A 22,620-nucleotide genomic window follows, 5' to 3' on the forward strand; every position below is an offset into this window, starting at 1 on the left:
GCCCGGCCGGATCGCCAGGTGCCGGTCGGCCATCTCGGCGGTACGGGTCCCGTGCGGGGTCGACCACGGTCAGGGTGCCGCCCGCGCCCGCGCAGGTCGTCCAGCCGCCGGGCGAACCCGGGGGCGCAGACGGTGCTGCCGTTGGAGACAACCGGGTTGCTGCCCAGAAGCAGCAGATGGTCGGTGCGGTCGATGTCGGGGAGCGACATCCCGATCCCGGTGCCGTACAGCAGCGCCGTCACCAGGTTCTTCGGCCACGTGTCCATGCTGGCCGGCGAGAACAGGTTGCGGGAGCCGATGGCGCCGAGCAACGCGGGCAGGTACAGGGTGTGGTCCAGGTGGTGGGCCGCGGGGTTGCCGGTGTAGACGGCCACCGACTGCGGGTCCTCCGCGACCAGTGGCGGCAGCCGCCGCCCGATCTCGGCGAAGGCCTCCTCCCAGCTCGTCTCCCGCAGCCGGCCGTCGCGCCGGACCAGGGGGACGGTCAGCCGGTCCGGATCACCGTCGAGGCGGGCGAGCCCCAGCCCCTTGGCACAGGCGTACCCGTGGCTGAACCGGTCGTGCGGGTTCGGCCGGACCGAGCGCGCGAGCCGGCCGTCGAACTCGACGAGCAGGCCACAGGTCGCCTCGCAGAGCGGACAAATCCGAGGACGGTGGCCGGTCGGGTCGACCGGCGTCGCCGCCGTTCCAGCATGAGACATGAAGGGTCCCCCCTGTCGTCGGGCCGGTCCCGTGCACGGTCCGCGGCCTCCGTGCTGCCGGGTGGTCGCCGCGCGACCACCCGGCAGCACGGGTTCACCGCCCCAGGCGGCGCTTCCAGTCGTGGGCCCCGAGGAACCGCACGATCCTGCCCATCAGCTCCGAACGGGCCGGCACGACCGGGAACCAGTTGAGCTCGGCCGTGAGCTCGATGCGTTCCGAGACGACCGACTGGCGCCGGCAGTACTTCAGGACGCCCTCGGCGCCGCCGAAGCGGGTGCCGAGCCCGGACTGCTTCCAGCCGCCCATCGGGACCGGCATCTGGAACACGGCGACGAGTGCGTTGTTGATCGAGACCGACCCGGCCTCGATGAGCCGGGAGAGCCGGTCCGCCCGGCGCCGGTCCCGGGTCCACAGGCTGGACGACAGCCCGAAGTCGGAGTCGTTGGCCATCCGCAGCGCCTCGTGCTCGTCGGCGACCTTCATGATCGGCAGGGTCGGGCCGAAGGTCTCCTCGCGCATGCAGTCCATCGAGTGGTCCACGTCGACCAGCACGGTCGGTTCGAAGTAGCTGCCCTCCCCCGCTCCGCGCCGCCCACCGACGAGCACCCGCGCGCCCTTGGCGACGGCGTCGGCGACGTGCCGCTCGACGACCTCCAGCTGGGCGGGGGTCACCATCGAGCCGATCTCGGTGGCGAAGGCCCCGGGGGCGTCCATGCCCTGGCGGATCGCGCGGACCTTCTCGACGACCTTCGCGACGAACTCGTCGTGGACAGGAGCCTCGACGTAGACCCGCTCGACCGAGATGCAGGCCTGGCCACCGTTCATCATCGCGCCCCACACCGCACCGCCCGCGGCACGTTCGAGGTCGGCGTCGGCGAGCACGATCATCGGGTCCTTCCCGCCCAGCTCCAGGCTGCACGGGATGAGCCGCTCGCCCGCCCGGGCCGCGATCCGCCGCCCGGTGGCCACGGACCCGGTGAACATGACCATGTCCACCTGCTCGACGACCGCGGCTCCCACGGTGCCGTCGCCGATGACGCACGCCAGGACCGGGGGCCCGCCGATCTCGTTCCACCCCTCGACCGCGGCGGCCCAGGTGAGCGGGGTGACCTCGGAGGGCTTGCTCAGCACCGCGGCGCCGGCGACCAGGGCGCCCACCACGTCCATCATGGGCCCGGCGAGCGGGCCGTTCCACGGCGTGATGAGCCCGACGAGCTGGTAGGGGCGGTGGCGGACCCGCAGCCGGCGGACCTTGTTGGGGAGACCCGCCGGGGCGACCCTGCGGTCGGCCAGGAACCTCTCCGCGTTGCCGGTGAAGTAGTTGATGACGTCGACGGCCACCTGCATCTCGACCGCGCTGTCGGACCACGACTTGCCGGTCTCGGCCTGGACGAGGCCGATCACCCGCCGCTCGTTGTCGAGCAGCCAGTCCAGCCAGCGCCGCAGGTGCCGGCTGCGCTCCCGCGGCCCGAGTGCCTCCCACGCGGGCTGCGCCGCACGCAGGTCCCGGGCCACGGCGACGACGTCGTCGGCGCCCTGCCACGAGACGGTGCCGACGACCCGGCCGTCGGCCGGGCACCGCACCTCGCGCTCGGCACCCGCGTGGGCGGTGGACCGGGGGTCCCGCTCGGTCGTCGCGCTCATGGCTCTCCTTCGAGTCCGTGTCCTCGGCCGGCTGCCCGCGGCACCCAGCTCGGTATCGATGAGACAGATTACGTCATCTGTAACGACTCGACACCTGTCGCGACACGGGTCGTTCAGCGCACCCGGGGAAACCGCGCGGGCGCGTCGGCGTAGGCCGCCCGCAGGTCCCGCTTGGCGATCTTGCCGCTGGCCATGCGCGGCAACGGGCCGTCGTGCGCGATCACGTACCGGGGCACCTTGTAGTCGGCCAGCCGCTCGTTGCAGAACGCCACCAGACCGGCCGGGTCGAGCTCGCCGTCGGCGCACACGACCGCCGCCGGCGTCTCGCCGAACTTCGCGTCGGGCACGGGCACGACCGCGACCTCCCCGACCCCCGGCACCTGGGCGATGACCGTCTCGAGCTCCGCCGGGGAGATCTTCAGGCCGCCGGAGTTGATCATCTCGCCGATCCGGTCCACGTAGGCGAGCAGCCCCTGCTCGTCGAGCGTGCCGAGGTCTCCGGTGTGCAGCCAGCCGCCCCGCAGGGCCTGCTCGGTCGCCTCCTCGTTGCGCCAGTAGCCGGGGAACATCCCGGGACCGCGCAGGAGGATCTCGCCGACCTCACCGGGTGCGCAGTCCCGCCCCTCCAGGTCCACGACCCGTACCCGGGTGAGGGGGCCGCCCCAGCCGCACCGGTCCGGGTGCCGTGCGGCCCCCTCGGCGGACATGGCCGTGGCCGTTCCGCCGATCTCGGTCTGACCGTAGATCTGGCGCAGCGCCACACCCCGGGGACGCCACCGCTCCAGCAGCGGGACCGGGACCCGCGCACCACCGACCCAGGCCGTCGTGAGGTGGTCCAGGCGGGTGTCGGCGAAACCGGCGACCCCGGCCACCTGTTCGAACAGGATCGGCGGGCCGGTGAAGGTGGTGATCCGGGCGTCGCGCAGGACCTCCAGCGCCCGGGGCGGGTCGAACCGCGGCTGCAGGTGCATCGTGCCGCCCTGCACGACGCTGCGCGCGAGCCCCCAGATCACCCCCGCCGCGGTGAACATCGGCAGGACGAGCAGCACGCGCAGGTCGTTCGGTGCCACCGGCTCGCCGAGCGACCACTCGTGCACGACCCCGGCGATCGTGCGGTGGGTGAACACCACCCCCTTGGGGGTGCCGGTCGTCCCGCTGGTGAACACGATGGCCGTGGGGTCGTCCGGGTCGGCGTCGAAGGCCCCCACCGGCGGATGGGCGACGCCACGCGCCGCACCGACGACCTCCCCGAGGTCGAGCACGGTGAACTCCGCGCCCGAGTCGCGCACCTCGTGCAGCACGTCGAGCTGCTCGGTGGCACCGAACACCGCGGCCGGCTCGCACAGGGAGACGAGTGCAGCCAGCTCACCGGCCCGGAACCGCTGGTTGAAGCCGCAGGCCACCGCACCGGTCTTCCAGGCGGCGACGGCGGCCACGCACCACTCGAGGCTGTTCGCCCCCACGATCCCGACGCGGTCACCGCGCCCGATCCCGCGCTCGCGCAGCCCGGTCGCGACCCCGTCCGACCACGAGTCCAGCTCGGCGTAGGTGACGACGTCGCCGTCGAAGTCGATGACGGGATGGTGCGGGACGGTGCGGGCCCACCAGGTCAGGGCATCGACGACGGTACCGCTCACGATCGTTCTCCAGGAGTCGTGGTGGACGGGTGGGTCAGGAGAAGAGCGGCGCCGTCTCCTCGGTGAGGTTCACGGCCTTCAGCTCGTAGTAGGAGTCGATGGCCTCCGGACCGGTGTCGCGACCGACCCCCGAGCACTTCATCCCGCCGAACGGCGCCTCGGTGTTGTAGGTGAAGGAGTTGACGCTGAACGTGCCCGTCCGGACCCGGCGCGCGACGTGCGCGGCCCGCTCCGGGTCCGCGGTGAAGACGGCGCCGTGCAGGCCGTACTCCGAGTCGTTCGCGATCGCGATCGCCTCGTCGAGCGTGTCGTACCGGATGACCGACGCGACCGGCCCGAAGATCTCCTCCTGGGCGATCCGCATCCCGTTCTCGACCCCGGTGAAGACGGTGGGCTGGATGTAGGCCCCCGTGTCCATGCCGGCCGGCACGCCACCGCCGGTGGCCACGGTGGCCCCCTCGGCCCGGCCGGTCTCGATGTAGCCCAGCACCCGTTCCTGCTGCCGCTTCGACACCAGTGGGCCCATCGTGGTGGCGGGGTCGAACGGGTCACCGACCACGAACGACTCGGCGGTCGCGACCAGGGCGCCGACGACCTCGTCGTAGCGGTTGCCCGGGACCAGGACCCGGCTGTAGGCGGCACAGACCTGGCCGGTGTTGAAGAACGACCCCGTGGCGAGCCCGGTCATCGTGGTGGTGAGGTCGGCGTCGTCGAGCACGATCGCGGCGGACTTGCCGCCGAGCTCGAGCTGCAGCCGCTTGAAGCTGCCACCGCACTCCCTGCCGATCTGGCGCCCGGCCGCCGTCGACCCGGTGAAGCTGACCTTGTCCACACCCGGGTGTGCGACGAGGGCGCGGCCCGCGTCGCGGTCCCCGGTGATGTAGTTGAAGACCCCGGCCGGGACCCCGGCCTCGGTCAGCGCCTCGGCGATGAAGAACCCGTCGAGCGGGGTCTCCGGAGCGGGCTTGTAGACGACGCTGCAGCCGCTGACCAGGGCGGGCCAGAGCTTGGAGACGGCCATGTTGAACGGGCCGTTCCACGGCGCGATCGAGGCGACGACGCCGACCGGCTCCTTGATGACGGCGGCCGGTCCGTGCATCGTCGTGCGGAGCTCGGTCAGGCTGCTGCCGCGCGCGACGTCCAGGAAGAACCTGCCGACGCCGAGGGCGCCGGGGATCTGCATGGCGGCGAAGGTGCTCGGCAGCCCCATTTCCGCGGTGACCAGTCGCCCGATCTCGTCCAGCCTCGGCTCGATGAGGTCGATCGCGCGTGCGAGCACGTCGACCCGGTCGGCCATCGGGAGGTGCCGCCACACGCCCTCGTCGAACGAGCGGCGGGCGGCCCGCACGGCCGCGTCGACGTCGTCGGCGTTCGCATCGGGCGCCTCACCGATGACCTCGTCGGTGGAGGGCGAGATGACGGGGATCCGCACCGGCGACGCCGGCTTCCGCCATTCCCCGTCGATCAGCAGTTCGTTCCGCACGTCCATGAGCATGTGTCCCTTCAGCGGTTCAGGTAGCCGGCGTCGACCGGGAAGGTCACCCCGGTCACGTACCGGCCCTCGTCCGAGGCCAGGTAGACCAGCGCATTGCTGATGTCGACCGGCTCGACGAGGGGGACCGGCATGGGGTTCTGGTAGTTCGGGCTGCCCGCGATCTCGGGGAACGCCTCCGTGAACGCGCCGTAGGGCTCGTTGACGACCATCGGGGTGTTCACGCCGGTGGGGTGCACCGTGTTCACCCGGATCGAGTGCTTCGCCAGCTGGGACGCGTAGAGCCGCATCAGCCCGACGACGCCGTGCTTCGCGGCCGAGTAGGCGGCCTGCCCGGGGACCGTGCTCAGCCCGATCGCGGAGAGCCCGGCCGCGGAGCTGGTGATCTGGACCGAACCGCCGCGGCCCCGCTCGACCATCCCCGGCAGGCAGACCTCCATGGTGTGCCAGACCCCGGTGAGCAGGGTGTCGATCCCGTCGAACCAGGCCTGACGCTGCTCGCCCTCGTTGATCACCGGCATGATCCCGGCGTTCGGCAGGACGGTGTCGATGTGGCCGAACTCCTGCACACCCGCGTCGTGGGCGTCCTGGAGTGCCGCGCGGTCACGGACGTCGGCGACGCGGGCGACGATCCGGCCACCCACGGCCTCGACGAGCGAGACGGTCTCGTCGAGGTCGTCCTTGGTGGCCATCGGGTAGAAGACGGTCGGGATCTGCTCGCAGATGTCGACCGCGACGACCGCGGCCCCCTCCTCCGCGAACCGGACGGCGTGGGACCGTCCCTGCCCCCGTGCCGCTCCGGTGATGAACACGACCTTGCCGTCGAGCCTGCCCATGGAAGTGCTCCCTCATGCCGGGGGGGGGACGGCCGGGGTCCGGTTCGACCACGGCCCCGTCACCGCGAACGAGCCGCAGCCTATTGGCATTAGGTGAGCGTTGTCCACACGTGTTAGCTTCCGGCCGACGGCACGGCGGCGGGAGTGGCACAGACATGGATCTTCGGTGGTCGGAGGAGGATCTGGCGTTCCGGGACGAGGTCCGGGCGTTCCTCGACGAGCGGCTCACACCGGACCTGCGGCGCGCCGGCAGCCTGATGACCAGCGTGTACGCCGATCACGATGCGAGCATGAGGTGGCAGGCGATCCTGCACGAACGCGGCTGGGCCGCCCCGGCGTGGCCGGTCGAGCACGGCGGCTGCGACTGGTCGGTCGCCCAGCACTACCTGTTCACCCGCGAGTCCGTGCTCGCCGGGGCGCCGCCCCTGTCACCGATGGGGATCTCCCAGGTGGCCCACGTGCTCGTCGAGTTCGGGACCCCGGAGCAGAAGGCATACTTCCTGCCGCGGATCCTCAGCGGCGAGATCTTCTTCTGCCAGGGCTACTCCGAGCCCGAGTCGGGCTCCGACCTGGCCTCGTTGTCGATGACGGCCGAGGACGACGGCGACCACCTCGTGTGCAGCGGGAGCAAGATCTGGACCACGCACGCGCACGAGGCCAACTGGATGTTCTGCCTGGTGCGGACCAGCCGTACTGGCAGAAAGCAGCAGGGCATCACCTTCCTCCTGATCGACATGACCTCGCCGGGCATCGAGGTCCGCCCGCTCGTCATGACCTCGGGGGAGGTCGTGCAGAACCAGGAGTTCTTCGACCGGGTCCGGGTGCCCAAGACCAACGTGATCGGCCGCATCGACGACGGCTGGACGGTGGCGAAGTACCTGCTCGAGTTCGAGCGCGGCGGGGTGGCCGCCGCGCCCGGCCTGCAGGTCATGGCCGAGCAGGTGGCCCGCGCGGCGAGCACCCAGCCCGGTGCCGACGGGCGACCGCTGATCGACTCGCCGGTGTTCGCCGACAGGCTGGCGGACGCCCGCATCCGGATCGACGTGCTCGAGGTCCTGGAGTTCCGGGTGCTGTCGACCGTGGCCGCGGGCGGCAACCCGGGCACGGCCTCGTCGATGCTGAAGATCCTGGCGACGGAGCTGAGCCAGACCCTCACCGAGCTGCTGCTGGAGGCGGCCGGGCCACGGGGCCGGGCCTACCAGCCGCACGCGACCAGCCCGGGCGGCGCGGTCTCCGAATTCGCACCACCGGCCGACGGCTACGTCGGGGGCGAGGCCTGGCAGGCGGTCGCGCCGCTGCGCTACCTGAACGACCGGGCCGGCTCCATCTACGCCGGCAGCAACGAGATCCAGCGGAACATCATCGCGAAGGCAGCTCTGGGACTCTGATGGACTTCACCCTCACCGCGGAGCAGACCCTGCTGCGCGACGCGCTCGCCGGCTTCCTCGCCGACCGGCACGACATCGCGACCAGCCGCACGGCCCTCGGCTCCGACGCCGGTCACCGGCCCGAGCTGTGGCGGGCCTTCGCCGACGAGCTGGGCATCCTCGGCGCGGCGCTGCCCGAGAGCGTGGGCGGCTCCGGCGGCGGCCCGGTCGAGACGATGGTCATCGCCGAGGAGCTGGGCCGGGCCCGGGTCCTGGAGCCCTACGTGGAGAGCGTGGTGCTCGGCGGCGGCGTGCTCCGGCGGGTGGACGCCGCTCCGCTCCTCACGGCCCTCGCCTCGGGCGGGGCCCGGATCGCGCCCGCCCTGCTCGAACCGGGATCGGGCCACACCGCGCACGACGTCACGATGACCGCCCGCCGCGACGGCGGGGACTGGGTGCTGGACGGGGCCAAGGCCGTCGTCGTCGGCGCACCGCACGCCACGCACCTGCTGCTGAGCGCCCGCACCGCCGGGGACCGTCGCGACGAGGACGGCATCTCCCTGTTCGCCGTACCGTTCGACGCGGCCGCGCCGCCGGCCGGGATGCGCGTGCACCCCTACCGCACGATCGACGACCGGCACGCGGCCGACCTCGAGCTCGACGGCGTCCGGCTCCCGCCCGATGCGCTGCTCGGCGACGAGGGACAGGGCTGGACCGTGCTGTCCCCCGCGCTGGACGAGGCGGTCGCGGCCGTCTGCGCGGAGGCCGTCGGCTCCCTGCGGACGGTGCTGGCCGACACCGTCGCCTACACCAAGGAACGCCGCCAGTTCGGTCAGCCGATCGGCTCGTTCCAGGCCCTGCAGCACCGCATGGTCGACATGTACCTCGAGCTCGAACAGGCGGTGTCGGCGACCTACCTCGCCACGCTGCGCCTGGAAGCACCGCCCGCCGAGCGCGCCCGCGCGGTGTCCGCGGCGAAGGTCACCGTCGCCCGGGCGGCACGCTTCGTCGGTCAGAACGCGGTCCAGCTCCACGGTGGGATGGGGATGACCCAGGAGCTCGCCATCGGCCATCACTTCACCCGGCTGACCGTCGTCGAACGCGAGTTCGGCACCGCCGACGACCACCGGTCGCGCTACGCGCGGCTCTCCCCGGCGCCCGGTGGCGCCGACAGCTGAGCAGGGTGCACCGTGGACACCCGGTGGAACCGGCGTCCGCTCCCCCGGGCGAGGCGCCCGGACCGGGATCGGGCGTCCGCCGGCATCCGCGGTGGACCGATGTCACGTCACGATGGGACGACCATGAAGCGAAACCTGACCTGCCCCTGCGGGGCCCGGATCACCGGTACCGACGAGGACGACCTGGTCCGCCTGACCCAGGAACATCTCGCCGAGTTCCACCCCGGCCACGAGTACAGCCGCGACGAGATCCTCTTCATCGCGTACTGACGGTCCCGATCGGTCCGCGGGCCGCCGAACGCCCGCGGCATCGGCCACGGCGACCGGGTCGGGGTGTGGGCGGCGAACCGCCACGAGTGGGTCGTCCTGCAGTACGCGGCGGCGCGCATCGGCGCGGTACTCGTCGCGCTGAACCCGACCTACGAGCGGGCCGAGCTCGGCCAGGCGCTGCGGCACTCGGGCACCCGGTTGCTCTTCCACGCCGCGCGGTACCGCGGGACCGACTGCGCCGAGCTGGTCGCCGACGTCGCGACGACCTGCCCCGAGCTGCAGGGTGCGGTGACCTTCGAGCGGGACTGGGCCGAGTTCGACGCCGCGGAGCCCACCGGGGTCGCGGAGGCCGAGCGGCGGGTCGATCCCGGCGACCCGGTGGCGATCCAGTTCACCTCGGGCACGACCGGCCGGCCCAAGGGCGCCACCCTGACCCACCACAACCTGCTCAACAACGGCCACCTCGTCGGTGCGCAGGCCGGGTTCTCCGAGCAGGACCGGATCTGTGTGCCGGTACCGCTGTTCCACTGTTTCGGGATGGTGCTCGGCACGCTGGGTGCTGGCTCGCACGGTGCGACGCTGGTCCTGCCCGGGGGGCCCTTCGACGCCCGGCGGACCCTGCGGAGCATCGTCGCCGAGCGGTGCACGGCCGTCTACGGCGTGCCGACCATGTTCCGCGCGCTGCTCGAACACCCGGACCTGGCCGGCTCGGACGTCGGCTCGCTGCGTGGCGGGCTGATCGGGGGCGCACCGTGCCCGCCGGAGCTGCTGGCCTCGATCCGCGACCGGCTGCACGTCCCGCGGCTGTCCACCGTGTGCGGCATGACCGAGACCTCGCCGATCTCCACCCAGACGCTGCCCGAGGACCCGCCGGACGTGCGGGACCACACCGTCGGACGGCCGACCCCGCACGTCGAGGTCACGATCGTCGACCCCGCCACCGGCCGGGTCGTGCCCGTCGGGACACCCGGCGAGCAGTACACCCGCGGCTACGGCGTCATGCGCGGCTACTGGGCGGACGACGCGGCGACCGCCGAGGCGATCGATCCGGCGGGCTGGATGCGCACCGGCGACCTGGCCGTCATGGACGAGCGGGGGGTCGTGACCGTGGTGGGACGGATCAAGGACGTCATCATCCGCGGCGGGGAGAACATCCACCCCGGCGAGATCGAGGAGGTACTGCGCGGCCATCCGGGGGTCAGCGACGCCCAGGTGATCGGCGTCCCGCACGACTACTACGGGGAGCAGGTCATGGCCTGGGTCCGGCCGAACCCCGGCTCCGAACCCGCCGTATCCGAGCTCGTCGAGTTCTGCACGGGCCGCATCAGCCGGTCCAAGATCCCGGCGCTGTGGCGCCTGACCGACTCCTTCCCCACCACCGCGAGCGGAAAGATCCAGAAGTTCCGCATGCGCCGGATCGCGATCGACGAGCTCGGCTCCGGAGAGCAGCTCGCGACCGTCCCGGCCCACGCCGACCACGGTGACCTCCACGCGGTGACGATCCCTACGGAGCCCAGACCATGACCTCCACCGGCGCGACGCAGCGCAACCCGATGAGCCGTGTCGCCTTCGCGAGCATGACCGGCACCGTGATCGAGTTCTACGACTTCTTCATCTACGGCACCGCCGCGGCGCTGGTGTTCAACAAGGTCTTCTTCCCCGAGCTGGGGGCGGCCGAGGGAACCCTGCTGGCACTGGCCACCTTCGGCGTCGCGTTCGTCGCCCGACCGTTCGGGTCGGTCCTGTTCGGACACTTCGGCGACCGGATCGGTCGCAAGCGCACCCTGGTCACGACGTTGCTGCTCATGGGGGCGTCGACCGTCGCGATCGGGCTGCTGCCCTCGACCGGCGCGATCGGCGCCCTCGCACCGATCCTGCTGGTGGTCCTGCGGATCCTGTAGGGCCTCGCGGTCGGCGGCGAGTGGGCGGGGGCGACGCTGCTCACCGCGGAGAACGCCCCCAAGGCCCAGCGCGGGAAGTACGCGCTGTACCCCCAGCTGGGGCCGTCGGTCGCGTTCTCCCTCGCCAGCGCCACCTTCCTGGTCACCGCACTGACCATGTCGGACGAGGCGTTCCTCGCCTGGGGCTGGCGTCTGCCCTTCATCGGGAGCGCCCTGCTGATCGGGGTGGGACTGTTCGTCCGGCTCCGAATCGAGGAGTCGGACGCGTTCGAGGCGACGAAGGCGTCCGGCTCGGTGGCGAAGCTGCCGGTCCTCGAGGCGGTCACCCGCCAGCCGCGTGAGGTGTTCCTCGGCGCGTTCGTCACGACGACCGTCTTCGCGTTCTTCTACATCGGCGTGACCTACCTGACCACGTACGGGACCGCGGTGCTGGAGCACCCGCGGACGACGGTGCTCGCACTGGGCATCATCGGCGGTGCCGTCTTCGCCGTCACCACGATCATCGGTGCGGTGGCCTCGGACCGGCGAGGGCGCAGGCGACTCGTGCTCACCGGGAACCTCGCCTCCGTGGTCGTCGGGCTGATCGCCTTCCCCGTTCTCGACATCGGCACCGTCTGGTCGTTCGGGCTCGGGATGTGCCTGGTGCTCGGGGTGGTCGGATTCGCCTACGGGCCGGTCGGGGCGATGCTCCCCGAGCTGTTCAGCGCGCAGTACCGCTACACCGGAGCAGGACTGGCCTACAACCTCGCCGGGGTGCTGGGCGGCGCGGTGACACCGCTGGTCGCCACCGCGCTCGTCGCGTCCTACGGGAGCATGGCCATCGGCTTCTACCTGGCGTTCCTGGCCCTGGTCAGTGCGCTGTGCACGCTCGGCCTGCCCGACACCCGGCACGTCGAGATGGTCACCGCCACCTCCGGGGCCTCCGCCGGGGGTCGTCAGGGCACGGTGCCCGCGCCCTGACGAGGGGTCACGGGCGCCGGGCGCGTTCTCCGGCACGTCGACGACGACCGTCGACGTGCCGGGGTTCGATGGAGGGTTGCCATCGGTCCGGGGTGCAGGTTCGATGCCAGGCGCGAGTACGACATGGACTCGTTCGGCTCGTTTATCGACAAGCTCAACGGGCAAGACGGGTAGGACGGACCGCCAGCTCTCGCCGGATAACCTCGATAAGGGCAGTTTGGTGGTCTACTGCCGAATCGAGAGCAGCCTCCCAGGCAGGCGGCAGCTTTCCATGATCGACAGAACGACGAGCTTCATCCAGCTCGTTGGTCTTCGAGAAGAAGACCCCTGCCATCGAAGCAACAGACGGTTCACCGAGCGCTTGGGCCTGAATCTGGAGGGCAACGAAGTCAATGTAGGTCCGATTGAAGCTGCCAATGCCCTCAGAAGCGGATTCGAGAAGCTCCATGGCTTTCTCAGCAGGTCCGCGTACAGAACGTGGACTCGCTCTACAAGGGCACGCTCGCGCTCATGCTCGATACGACGCTCGGCGTCGCGATCGGCCCGACGGTCCGCCGCACGCTGGGTCCACAGGACACCGACGAGCGTCAGGGTCGGAGTCAGGACCGTGACCCACAGGGGTGTGGTGGCGGAGGTGGCGGAGGTGGCGGAGGTGGCGGCCTCGGCGGCGAGGATCATCCGGCGACCGTACTGATCTGGCGATCCGGTCTGGCACTGGTTGACTACGCCGTGTGTGGATGGCGACGGACGGGCCCTCAACCGCGCGGGCCAGGTCGTCGCCGTCCGAGGCGAACGCCGCGGCCAGCCGGGCCGTCGTCCGATCCGACGGACGCGCCCGCCTGTTCTCCAGGTCAGCGATCAGCCCGACCCCCACACCCGACAGCTCGGAGAGCCGGGCCTGGGTCCACCCGCGGCGGGCCCGCTCGGCGAACACGTGCGCGCCCAGGGTCCGGGCCAGCCGGGCCCGCTCCTCACCGACGACAAGGCCTCGACGATCCACGCCCGCGCGGGAGGAACCCTCGGGGCGGCCCGGCGCAACGCGCGCGGGCTGTAGAGGCGCTGCGGCGTCAGCGTGAACGGCACGACCGCGACCGGGCGCGATGGGGCGAGGCCTCTGCCGGTCACGACCTGGTGTTCGCCCGGGAGAACGGCGCGCCGCTGCGCCCGGAGTACGTACTGCGGAAGTTCCGGGCGCTCACCGACGCGGCGGGACTCCCCCGGGTGCGGGTGCATGAACTGCGGCACCTCGCGACGTCAATGATGATCGCGGGGGGGGGAGGGAGTCCTCCTGCCGATCGTGAGCCAGACCCTGCGCTACAGCGCCGTCTCGATCACCTCGGACGTGTGCTCCTACCTGACCGCCGACGTAACCGGGGAGGCCGTGGACGCGATGCAGGACGCGCTCGACGCGGCCGAGGCCGAGGCGCGTGCTGCGGCGCGGGCCCGCGAGGCGTTCGGCGCACATACCGAATACCCCTCGCACACACAGGGCGCACACAACGGGGGTTCGATCATGGAATGACCCCGTAGGCGATCGCACCCGAAGATCACCGTTGTGAGTATCGAAGTACTGAGTATCCCCAGGCAGACAGCGAAAAGGGCGGCCCCTCCGACAGGAGAAACCGCCCCAGTTCGACCGTCGGGACGACAGGATTTGAACCTGCGACCCCTTGACCCCCAGGGTCTTTTCACGGTGACCCTGACCAGGGGAAACGCACGTCCTTGCAGGCCAGGTGGTGCGTTACGGTGCGGTTTGATGTCGTTGGATTCAGCCCCGTGCAGGGGCCTTGCTCCACGATTGCTCCAGCCAACCGGTCAATGAGTCTTCACGCCGCTCATCGCCGATCGGACAGATCGCTGTCGTTCGAATGCCGAATCGGCCGCCGCTGGCCCTCGGCGTGACCGTCGACCAGGGCCAACAGGTCGGCAAACAGCTCTTCCTCTCCGGGGTGACCGCGGGCCCGGCGGAGGGCGGGCCGCGCGACACGGCGACCGAGGGGCGCATGATCGAGATCTGGGAGTGCCGCTCCGCCCACCTGATCGCAGCGCCGCCCGGTCGCACCGGGTCGTGGAGCGCGGGTGGCACTCCTGGGCGACGAGTTGCTGGTCCCGGTTCGTGGGATCGGACCCGTCCGCGTCGGGGTCCTAGCCATCTGCGCGACGCTGTGGACACTGCCGTGCGCGCGTTTGATCATCGACCCTGGTGGTGACCGACGGCGGACTCGTCGTCGCCCGTTGTGCCCACGGCACGCTGATCCTGGTAGACCCGGCGGCGGGTACCGTTCGGTGTCCTGCTGATCTCCTGCCACCGCAGGCGCCCAGCTCCACCGCACGTGCGACGGCCATGACCATTCGTGAACATGCTGGCTCTGGCTCTGGCTCCGCCGCAGCTGCTCGATCAGATCCAGGTCGGACGCCGGACGATCATCCGGAGTTTCCCGTTCCGGACCGGGGAGCTCCGCGCGCCCACGCATCCCGTCTCACGGTACGGACGAGCCGTCGGGACGGGTGTCGGTCTCAGGTCCGCCCGCCGCTGCGGGCCTCGACGATGCGTCGCAGCTTGGTGCCCATGTGCAGCGCCAACCGCCCGTTCCCGTCCTGCATCGAGACCCCGGACAACGACTCGATCCGCCCGAGTCGGTAGTACAGCGTCGATCGGTGGATCTGTAGGCGCGCGGCGGTCCGGGTCGCCTCGCAGCCCTCGTCGAGGTAGACCTCCAGCGTCTCCGCCAGGCCGGGCCCCGACTCGTGGGCGAGCAGATTGCGCAGCGGACCCGGATACAGCGACGGTCGGAGTTCGTCGTCGGGTAGGCGCAGCAGGACGGCGAAGACCCCCAGGTCGTCCTCGCCGACGATGTCGCCGAGTGCGGGGAGCATTGTCGCCGCGCGCACGGTCAGCAGGGCGACGTCGTAGGAGTCGACGGTGGCATCGGTCCCCACACCGGATCTCCCGAGGCCCGCGACGACCCGGCTCCGGCAGAGCCTCGCCGCCTCCGCGACCGCCTGGGTGGCCACGGAGCGGGGCGTCCCCGTCATGGTCGCCTCGCCGGTCAGGACGAGGACGGCCCTGGTCGCCACCACGGACAGCAGGGGGCGTGAGATCCCGTGGTCGCGGGCGGCCCGCTCCACTCCCGCGGCCAGACCCGACTCACACACGTCCGTCTCGTGCCCGGCCTCGGCAACGTCGACCACCAGCGTGACGACCGGCGCGGTCCCCTCGACGCCGAGCTCGGCACCCAGCGCAGTGCGGGCGAGGGCACGCGTAGCGGCGGCGGGCGCGACGAGGTCACGGACGAGCTCCCCACGCCGCCGGCCGTCCTGCTCGTGGATCACCAGCCGCCGGTACATCAGCAGCCCGACCTCGGCGGCGGCCGCCGCGGCGAGGTCGACCTCCCACTCCTGCACTCCGTCGTCGATGAGGAACAGGTGGCCGAAGGGGATGCCGTGCGCCCGCGCGGGACAGACGACACGGGCTTTGAAGCCGAAGTCCGGAGCCGCCGGGGTCCGTCCCGGCGCACGCCAGTCGTAGATGCCATGGGCGCGGAAGTGCGCCATGACCCGCGGGTCCGACTCGCGCTGGATGAGTGCGTGGACACGCATGTCGTCCTCGTCACCGAAGTGCCGGCTGACGGCGACCAGACGGCCCCGGCCGTCGTCGACCGCGACCGACCGGCCCAATCTCGCCGCGAGCGCGTCGACGACCTGCTGGAGGCCGTCGGCCACCGCCCCGGTCGGCAGGTCCGGGCCTCCCGGTCCCCGGGCTCGCGGGGCCGTCACCGGCGGACGGGGCCGCGGGTGACGACCGCAAGGTCGGTGGTCACGTCAGTCCCCCGGTCACATCGGTGCGTCGGCGTTCGAGCGTCCGAAGGTATGCGCCCCCAGCAGAGGGGTCAACGGTAGGCGACGGCGGCGCGGTGAGACGGATCATCAGTTCATAGAGCTGCATCCGACACCGTGTCGGAGTGAAGGGTCCGAGGTTCGGACGGTGGCCGGAAGCCGCCACCGCGCTCTCGCTGACACCGTCGTCGGTACGCGCCGCTGGCCACGCGGAGCGTTGCCGCACAGTCGCGGCACGGCACCCGAATCCGGAGTCCCGATGTCCCACAATGTGCTCGAAGACGCGCCGTTGTCCCGCTTCCACAAGAAGCTTGCGCTGTTCTCGTCGGGCGGACCGTTCCTCGACGGCTACGTGCTGTCGATCATCGGTGTCGCCCTCGTCCAGGCTTCACCGACGCTGGGCCTCACCCCGTCCGAGGAGGGTCTGGTCGGTGCCGCCGCGCTGATCGGCATCTTCCTCGGGGCGTTCGTCGGCGGGTGGCTGACCGATATCTTCGGACGGCATCTGCTGTTCACGATCGACCTCATCGCGATCATCGTCTTCTCGGCCCTGCAGTTCTTCGTCACCGACGCGTTCTGGCTGATCGTCATGAGGCTGCTCGTCGGCGTCGCCGTCGGCGCCGACTACCCGATCGCCACGTCCCTGCTCGCGGAGTTCTCGCCGCGGAAGTACCGCGGTCCGCTGCTGGGCGCGTTCGTCACCATGTGGTTCGTCGGGGCGGCCGCGGCCTACCTGGTCGGCGAGCTGCTGCTGGCCCACGAGGACGGCTGGCGCTGGATGCTCGCGAGCGCCGCGCTCCCGGGCCTGATCATCGTGCTCTGCCGGATCGGCACGCCGGAGTCGCCGCGGTGGCTGCTGAAGAAGGGGCGCACCGAGGAGGCCACGGCCGTCATGAAGAAGGTCTTCGGCCCGGACGCCTCGGTCGACGACATCGAGCCCGAGGTCCAGGAGAACCTGCGGATCGGTGCCCTGCTCCGGGCCGGCTACGGCAAGCGGATGCTGTTCATCACGCTGTTCTGGACGTGCTCGATCGTCCCGCTGTTCGCCATCTACGCGTTCGGCCCGAAGATCCTCGGGGCACTGAGCCTGGAGGAGGGCGCGGACACGATCGGCGCGGCCGTCATCACCGTGATGTTCATGGTCGGCTGCGTGGTCTCGTTGCTTCTGGTGAACCGGATGGGCCGCCGGTCGCTGATCATCCACAGCTTCCTGTGGGCCGGCCTGGCGATGCTGCTGCTCGGCATCTTCCCGGACGCCCCCACCCTTGTGGTCATGGGTCTGTTCGTCGCCTACGCCGTGTTCATCGGTGGCTCCCAGATCCTCCAGTGGATCTACCCGAACGAGCTGTTCCCGACCGAGATCCGAGGCGCCGCGGTGGGTCTGGCCTCGTCGCTGTCGCGGATCGGAGCAGCTGTCGGGACGTTCCTCGTCCCGCTGTCGCTGTCCGGTCTCGGGATCGGCCCCACGATGCTCATCGGTGCGGTGATCACGCTGCTGGGGCTGGTCGTGTCCTGGCTCTGGGCACCCGAGACCCGCGACCTCGGTCTGGGCGAGGCGGCCGCGCTCGGCGCCGCGGACTCCCGGGCACGGTCCGCGGTCAGCTCCTCCGACGCACCGTCGTCCTGACCCGGTCGACCCGGTCCCCCGGGGCCAGTTCGAACCCCCGCACCGCGAGAACCGTTCCGCCCGTAACAGCACACGAGGAGTACGACGTGAAGGACGTAGTGATCGTCGGAGCCGGCTTGTCCGGTCTGGCGGCGGCCTGGCGCCTGCGCCACTGGGACACCGTGGTGCTGGAGTCCGGCGACAGGGTTGGGGGGCGGATCCGCTCGGAACGGCGTGGACCGTACTTCCTCAACTGGGGTGGGCACGTCTTCGCCGGGGCGAACACCGCGACCGCGGCCCTGCTGGGCGAGACCGGTGTCGGCTCGGTGAAAGTGCCGGGTTCGCTCACGGGGCTCGCGATGAACGGCAAGCTCCTGCTCAAGGGCCGGGTCGAGAGCTACCCGGTGCGCATCCCGATGTCGATCGCGTCACGGATCGCCCTGGTCCGTGCCGGCGCCAGGGTCGGTCTCGACGTCCTGCGCTACGCCCGCGCAGTCTCCGTCCGCCCCGGCGAGAGCCCCCGGGCCCGGCAGGAGCGCATCTACGCCTTCGAGAACGACCGGACCTTCGCCGAGTACACCGGCTCATTGCCCGAGGACGCCGAGGCCCTGTTCCGGCCCACCGTCACGCGTTCGGCCGCCGACCCCGACGAGCTGGCCGCCGGCGCCGGGATCGGCTACTTCAGCCTGGTCTGGAACATCGGCCAGGGCCTGGACCGCAGCATCTCCGGCGGCCCGTCCGTGCTCACCGAGACCATCGCCGCGTCGATGCGTGACCGGATCCGACTCGGCGCCCACGTCCAAGAGGTCGTGCACCGCCGCGAATCGGTCGTCGTCCGCTACACCTGCGACGGGGTCGACCACGAGGTCGAGGGCCGCACCGTCGTCCTCGCCGCGCCCGCACCGGTCGCGCACCGCGTCGGCGTGGACCTGCCCGGTGACGTTCGAGAGGCGCTGTCGAAGATCGTCTACGGGCCCTACGTCAGCGCCGCGTTCCTGACCGACGAGACCGGTCCTCGCCCGTGGGACGGTGCCTACGGAATCGCCACACCCAAGCGGTCGTTCAACGTCGCCCTCAACATGGGCAACATCGCCCGCGGCGCCGAGACCACCCACCGCCGGCCGGGCGGCAGCCTGATGACGTTCTCCCCCGCCGGCCTGGCCCGCACCCTCCTCGACCGGTCCGACGACGAGATCCTCGACATCTACACCCGCGATCTCGATCAGGTGCTGCCCGGCTCCGCGGACGTCATCTCCGAGGCCCACGTCCAGCGCTGGCCCACCGGAGCCCCGTACTGCTTCCCGGGGCGCGGTGCCCTGCAAGCGGCCCTCACCCGACCGGCCGAACGCGTGTTCCTGGCCGGCGACTACCTCGGCACGCTCTACACCGAGACCGCCGTCTCCTCCGGCTTCACCGCCGCGCAGGAGGCCGCCGGCGTCCTCGCGACCGAACGTCAGACCCGCGGCGGACGCCGTGCGGAGGCGCCGGTCGTCGCCTCCGCCGTCGCGTCCTGAGACCGACCACCGGCATCCGTCCACACCGTCCACCGTCAGGAGAAATCGACATGACCCAGCACCTGCAGGGCGTCCTCACCGCGCTCGCCACCCCTTTCGACGCCGACGGCGCCGTCGACGTCGACGCACTCCGGTTCCTCGTCGACCGCTCGATCGACGGGGGTGTCGACGGCCTCGTGGCCTGCGGCTCCACCGGCGAGTTCGCCGCGCTGAGCACCGACGAGCGACGCCTCGTCGTCGACACCGTCGTGGAGCACACCGCGGGTCGGGTACCCGTGGTCGCCCAGACCGGCGCCACCAGCACCGCGGAGGCGATCCGGCTGACCGACGAGGCCCGGATCTCCGGCGCCGACGTCGCCATGCTCGTGACGCCCTACTACGAGCCGCTGACCGTGCCCGAGACCGTCGACTACCTGCGCGAGGTCGCCGGGGCGACGGATCTGCCCGTCATGCTCTACAACATCCCCGCGGCCACCGGAGTCAACCTCGACCCCGACACCGTCGGCACTCTCGCTCGCGAGATCGACACCATCCGCTACGTTAAGGACTCCAGCGCGAACATGGAGCAGGCGCTGCAGCTCATCCACCACCACGCCGACCACGTCGCCACGTTCGTCGGCTGGGACAGCCTGATCCACGCCTCGCTGGTGGAGGGCGCGGCCGGTGTCCTCGCGGGCGCCGCGAACGTCGTACCGGCCGAGATCGTCGCGGTCTACCGGGCGGTGCGCCACGGCGACCACGACCGGGCCCTCGCGGCGTGGAAGCACGTGTACCCGGTGATCGACGCGCTCATCTCGGTACCGTTCATGCCCGCGATCAAGAGCGCGCTGGCCTCGCTGGGCCACCCCGTCGGCTCACCGCGACGCCCCGTCGCCGACCTCACACCGGTGCAGGCACGGCACATCGAGAAGCGACTCGCCGCACTCTGAGGCGAGGACGGTCAGTGCCGTCGTCCACACGCGCGGGCGGCAGCCCTACCCGGTCACGGCGCACCGCGACCCGTCCGGGAACGTCACCGGCGACGGCCGGGATCAGACGGGTGCCGCATGTGCGTGGCTAGTCGGCCCGCATCGTGTTGCTCACCGGCGCCCTCCAGATCCCCACCAAGGCGTCGACGAGACCGTCCGCAGCCTCGTCCCATGACGACCGCGGCGTGGGCAGTCCGTCGGCCAGCGCCCGCTCCCGCTCCGCGAAGTGGTGCACCAGCAGTTGACGGCAGATGTCGCCGCGCTCGAGCCGCACATCGGGCGGGAGCGTCGGCAGCGCGCTGTTCAGTCCGTCGAGGACGGTGGTCAGCGACCGGGACCCGAGCGACTCCCCCACCATGACCTCGCGGAACTCGGGATCGGTCATGACCTGCGCTCCGAACCGGGCGTACCAGGTCGGCACCCGCTGCTCGGCCAGGTGCTCGGCGACCGGGCGCACCAGACAGTCCACCCAGCCGCGCACGCCCGGTGCGGGACCGAGCGCGGCCACCATCGCCTCGCGTCGCGCGTCCATCGCAGCGGCGTGCCTTCGGACCAGCGCCCGTACGAGGTCGGCCTTCGTGCCGAAGTGGTAGCCGACGACGGTGTTGTTGCCCTGCCCCGCCGCCTCGGCGACGGCACGGTTGGACACCGCACGCACCCCGTGTTCGGCGAAGAGCCGCTCCGCCGCATCCAGGATGCGTTTGCGGGTCGCCCCCGCCCGGTCCACGTGTTGCCGGTCCACTCTGTCCATCTCGCCTCCCTCTCCGCAGACAGTCAACTACCCGCACTTGATTTCAGTCAACTGATTGACTTAGCGTTCGTGACATGACTCGTCCCGACACGACGCCCGGTTCCCCGCCGACCGGGCCCGTCCCCGGGGAACGCGCCCCGGCGTTGGTCGCCGTCCTCGCCGCGGCCGGCATCGTGGTCTCGCTGCAACAGACCGTGGTGATCCCGTTGGTCCCGCTGTTCCCGCGGCTGCTCGGCGCCGATCCGGCCGACACCGCCTGGATCGTCACCGCAACCCTGCTCGCGGGCGCCGTCGCCGTTCCCGTCGTGGGCCGTCTCGCCGACATGGTCGGCAAGCGCCGCATGCTCCTGGTGTGCCTGGGGGTGCTGGTCATCGGCTCGACCGTCGCCGCGCTCAGCGCCACGCTGGTCCCGCTCCTCGTGGGCCGGGTGCTGCAAGGGCTGGCCGCGGGTGTCGTCCCGCTCGGCATCAGCCTGATGCGCGACCTGCTCCCGGCCGAGCGGGTCGGGTCGGGCACCGCGACGATGAGCGCCTCGCTCGGCGTCGGTGGCGCGCTGGGCCTGCCCCTGTCGGCGCTGGTCGTGCAGGCCACGGACTGGCACGCGTTGTTCTGGGCCGCCGCCGCGCTCGGAGCCGTCGTCATCACCCTCGTCGCCCGCCTGGTGCCGGAGTCGCCGCAGCGCACCGGCGGCCGGTTCGACCTGCTCGGGGCCCTTCTGCTCTCGGTCGCGCTGGTCACGTTGCTGCTGGCCGTGTCCAAGGGTGGCGGCTGGGGCTGGGCCGCACCGCCGACACTGTGGCTGCTCAGCGCCGCCGCCCTCGCACTCGCACTGTTCTGCCTGCACGAGCTGCGCACCCCCGAACCGTTGATCGACCTGCGGGTCAGCCGGCGCCGTCCGCTGCTGCTCACCAACATCGCCTCCGCCGTGTTCGGCTTCTCGATGTTCGCGATGTCGCTGGTGTTCCCGCAGCTGCTGCAGCTGCCGAAGGAGACCGGCTACGGGCTCGGGCAGTCGATCCTGGTCGCCGGGCTGGTCCTGGCCCCCGGCGGACTCTGCATGATGGCGATGTCGCCGGTGTCGGCGCGGATCAGTGCCGCCCGCGGGCCGCGGACCACACTGATGGTCGGCGCGGTCGTCGTTGCCACCGGGTACGGACTGGGGGCGGCGTTCCACGCCGCGATCTGGCAGCTCGTGCTCAGCTCGGTCGTCATCAGCTCCGGGGTCGGTCTCGCCTACGGGGCCATGCCCGCGCTGGTCATGGCAGCCGTGCCGGTCACCCAGACCGCGGCCGCCAACAGCCTCAACAACCTGATGCGCGCCATCGGGCTGTCCACCGCCGGTGCCGTCGCGGGTGTGCTGTTGGCCCGCATGACGACGACCGTGGGCGGCGTCGCCGTCCCGACCGAGACCGCGTTCCTCGTCGTGATGCTGCTCGGAGCCGGCTCCGCACTCGTCGCCGTCGCGATCACCGCCGCGATCCCCCGTCGCCCCGCCATCGACTCCGTCCGGGAGGACCACTCATGACCACCACCGAGCTCGATCTGCGCCGCACCGGCTTCGGACCCGCCCCCGCAGCGGAGGCGCTGCGCGACCAGCCCCTCCGCCGGGTACCGACCCCCTTCGGCCCGCAGGCGTGGATGCTGACCCGCCACGCCGACGTCCGCCGGATGCTCGGCGACGCCGACTCCTTCCGCAACGGGTGGACCCCCGCCGACCTGGAGGGCTCCCCGGGCCGCGACCCCCGCCAGCTCTCCGGGGATCGCAGCGGAAACCTCCTCTCGCTCGACCCGCCCGACCACACCCGACTGCGCCGCCTGCTCACCCCCGAGTTCACGGTGCGCCGGATGCGCCGCCTCCAGCCGCGCATCGCGCAGATCGTCGACGACCACCTCGACGCGCTCGAGCACACCGGCTCGCCCGCGGACCTGGTCACCCACTACGCGCTACCCATCCCC

The 22,620-nt window shown here is 71.6% G+C and carries 18 protein-coding genes, 1 tRNA gene and 2 pseudogenes; 11 read left to right on the forward strand and 10 right to left on the reverse strand.

The features are described 5' to 3' along the window. The 5 genes from KPL57_RS00005 to KPL57_RS00025 all read right to left on the reverse strand — a co-directional run. Positions 1-701 (reverse strand): molybdopterin-dependent oxidoreductase (locus KPL57_RS00005; RefSeq protein WP_226349866.1); only part of this gene is annotated, 701 nt, incomplete at its 3' end. A 94-nt stretch (positions 702-795) separates the two neighbouring features. Further along, entirely contained in the window at positions 796-2,346 is a 1,551-nt protein-coding gene (locus KPL57_RS00010) for an aldehyde dehydrogenase family protein (RefSeq protein ID WP_226349867.1), read from the reverse strand. 113 nt (positions 2,347-2,459) lie between these two features. Then, positions 2,460-3,983, reverse strand: a complete 1,524-nt coding sequence (locus KPL57_RS00015; protein WP_226349868.1) for a class I adenylate-forming enzyme family protein — start codon at positions 3,981-3,983, stop codon at positions 2,460-2,462. A gap of 34 nt (positions 3,984-4,017) precedes the next feature. Beyond that, the gene (locus tag KPL57_RS00020) at positions 4,018-5,472 is read right to left on the reverse strand and encodes an aldehyde dehydrogenase (RefSeq protein ID WP_226349869.1); all 1,455 of its coding nucleotides are present in this window, start codon (positions 5,470-5,472) and stop codon (positions 4,018-4,020) included. Positions 5,473-5,486: 14 nt separating this feature from the next. Further along, positions 5,487-6,311: a mycofactocin-coupled SDR family oxidoreductase gene (locus KPL57_RS00025; RefSeq protein ID WP_226349870.1), complete on the reverse strand. Its 825-nt coding sequence runs from the start codon at positions 6,309-6,311 to the stop codon at positions 5,487-5,489. A 155-nt stretch (positions 6,312-6,466) separates the two neighbouring features. Between KPL57_RS00025 and KPL57_RS00030 the strand changes: the two genes are divergently transcribed. The 5 genes and pseudogenes from KPL57_RS00030 to KPL57_RS00050 all read left to right on the forward strand — a co-directional run bounded on the left by KPL57_RS00030 (position 6,467) and on the right by KPL57_RS00050 (position 11,987). Next, positions 6,467-7,699 (forward strand): acyl-CoA dehydrogenase family protein, encoded by a 1,233-nt coding sequence (locus tag KPL57_RS00030; RefSeq protein ID WP_226349871.1) that lies wholly within the window; start codon positions 6,467-6,469, stop codon positions 7,697-7,699. After that, a complete protein-coding gene (locus KPL57_RS00035; RefSeq protein WP_226349872.1) occupies positions 7,699-8,856 on the forward strand; it encodes an acyl-CoA dehydrogenase family protein in 1,158 nt (385 codons plus the stop codon). Before KPL57_RS00030 ends, KPL57_RS00035 begins: the two co-directional genes overlap by 1 nt. 123 nt (positions 8,857-8,979) lie before the next feature. Beyond that, positions 8,980-9,126, forward strand: a complete 147-nt coding sequence (locus KPL57_RS00040; RefSeq protein WP_226349873.1) for a DUF1059 domain-containing protein — start codon at positions 8,980-8,982, stop codon at positions 9,124-9,126. Between the two features lie 39 nt (positions 9,127-9,165). After that, a complete protein-coding gene (locus KPL57_RS00045; protein ID WP_226349883.1) occupies positions 9,166-10,650 on the forward strand; it encodes an AMP-binding protein in 1,485 nt (494 codons plus the stop codon). A gap of 53 nt (positions 10,651-10,703) precedes the next feature. Then, positions 10,704-11,987: pseudogene (locus tag KPL57_RS00050) on the forward strand (MFS transporter). Positions 11,988-12,141: 154 nt separating this feature from the next. On the opposite strand, the gene KPL57_RS00055 reads toward KPL57_RS00050, so the two are convergent. Together KPL57_RS00055 and KPL57_RS71690 are read right to left on the reverse strand one after the other, a co-directional pair. After that, positions 12,142-12,435, reverse strand: coding sequence for a hypothetical protein (locus KPL57_RS00055; protein ID WP_226349874.1), 294 nt, complete (start codon positions 12,433-12,435; stop codon positions 12,142-12,144). A 60-nt stretch (positions 12,436-12,495) separates the two neighbouring features. Next, positions 12,496-12,987 (reverse strand): helix-turn-helix transcriptional regulator, encoded by a 492-nt coding sequence (locus KPL57_RS71690; protein WP_226349875.1) that lies wholly within the window; start codon positions 12,985-12,987, stop codon positions 12,496-12,498. Between the two features lie 297 nt (positions 12,988-13,284). On the opposite strand from KPL57_RS71690, the gene KPL57_RS00065 reads away from it, so the two are divergent. Continuing rightward, the gene (locus KPL57_RS00065; protein WP_226349876.1) at positions 13,285-13,509 is read left to right on the forward strand and encodes a hypothetical protein; all 225 of its coding nucleotides are present in this window, start codon (positions 13,285-13,287) and stop codon (positions 13,507-13,509) included. 120 nt (positions 13,510-13,629) lie between these two features. Here the strand turns inward: KPL57_RS00065 and KPL57_RS00070 are convergent. Both KPL57_RS00070 and KPL57_RS69205 read right to left on the reverse strand, forming a co-directional pair. After that, a tRNA-OTHER gene (locus KPL57_RS00070) sits at positions 13,630-13,711 on the reverse strand. A 793-nt stretch (positions 13,712-14,504) separates the two neighbouring features. Then, positions 14,505-15,764, reverse strand: coding sequence for a CdaR family transcriptional regulator (locus tag KPL57_RS69205; RefSeq protein ID WP_226349877.1), 1,260 nt, complete (start codon positions 15,762-15,764; stop codon positions 14,505-14,507). A 319-nt stretch (positions 15,765-16,083) separates the two neighbouring features. Between KPL57_RS69205 and KPL57_RS00080 the strand changes: the two genes are divergently transcribed. The 3 genes from KPL57_RS00080 to dapA all read left to right on the forward strand — a co-directional run bounded on the left by KPL57_RS00080 (position 16,084) and on the right by dapA (position 19,873). Continuing rightward, entirely contained in the window at positions 16,084-17,451 is a 1,368-nt protein-coding gene (locus KPL57_RS00080; protein WP_226349878.1) for an MFS transporter, read from the forward strand. Positions 17,452-17,537: 86 nt separating this feature from the next. After that, a complete protein-coding gene (locus tag KPL57_RS00085) occupies positions 17,538-18,944 on the forward strand; it encodes an NAD(P)/FAD-dependent oxidoreductase (protein ID WP_226349879.1) in 1,407 nt (468 codons plus the stop codon). Between the two features lie 50 nt (positions 18,945-18,994). After that, positions 18,995-19,873, forward strand: a complete 879-nt coding sequence (gene dapA / locus KPL57_RS00090; protein ID WP_226349880.1) for a 4-hydroxy-tetrahydrodipicolinate synthase — start codon at positions 18,995-18,997, stop codon at positions 19,871-19,873. Between the two features lie 127 nt (positions 19,874-20,000). On the opposite strand, the gene KPL57_RS00095 is transcribed toward dapA, so the two are convergent. Next, the gene (locus tag KPL57_RS00095; protein ID WP_226349881.1) at positions 20,001-20,663 is read right to left on the reverse strand and encodes a TetR/AcrR family transcriptional regulator; all 663 of its coding nucleotides are present in this window, start codon (positions 20,661-20,663) and stop codon (positions 20,001-20,003) included. A gap of 74 nt (positions 20,664-20,737) precedes the next feature. On the opposite strand from KPL57_RS00095, the gene KPL57_RS00100 reads away from it, so the two are divergent. After that, a complete protein-coding gene (locus KPL57_RS00100) occupies positions 20,738-22,189 on the forward strand; it encodes an MFS transporter (RefSeq protein ID WP_226349882.1) in 1,452 nt (483 codons plus the stop codon). Beyond that, positions 22,186-22,620 (forward strand): annotated as a pseudogene (locus KPL57_RS00105) (cytochrome P450); the annotation flags it as partial. The gene KPL57_RS00100 and the pseudogene KPL57_RS00105, both read left to right, overlap by 4 nt.

Source organism: Pseudonocardia sp. ICBG601, from assembly GCF_020496245.1.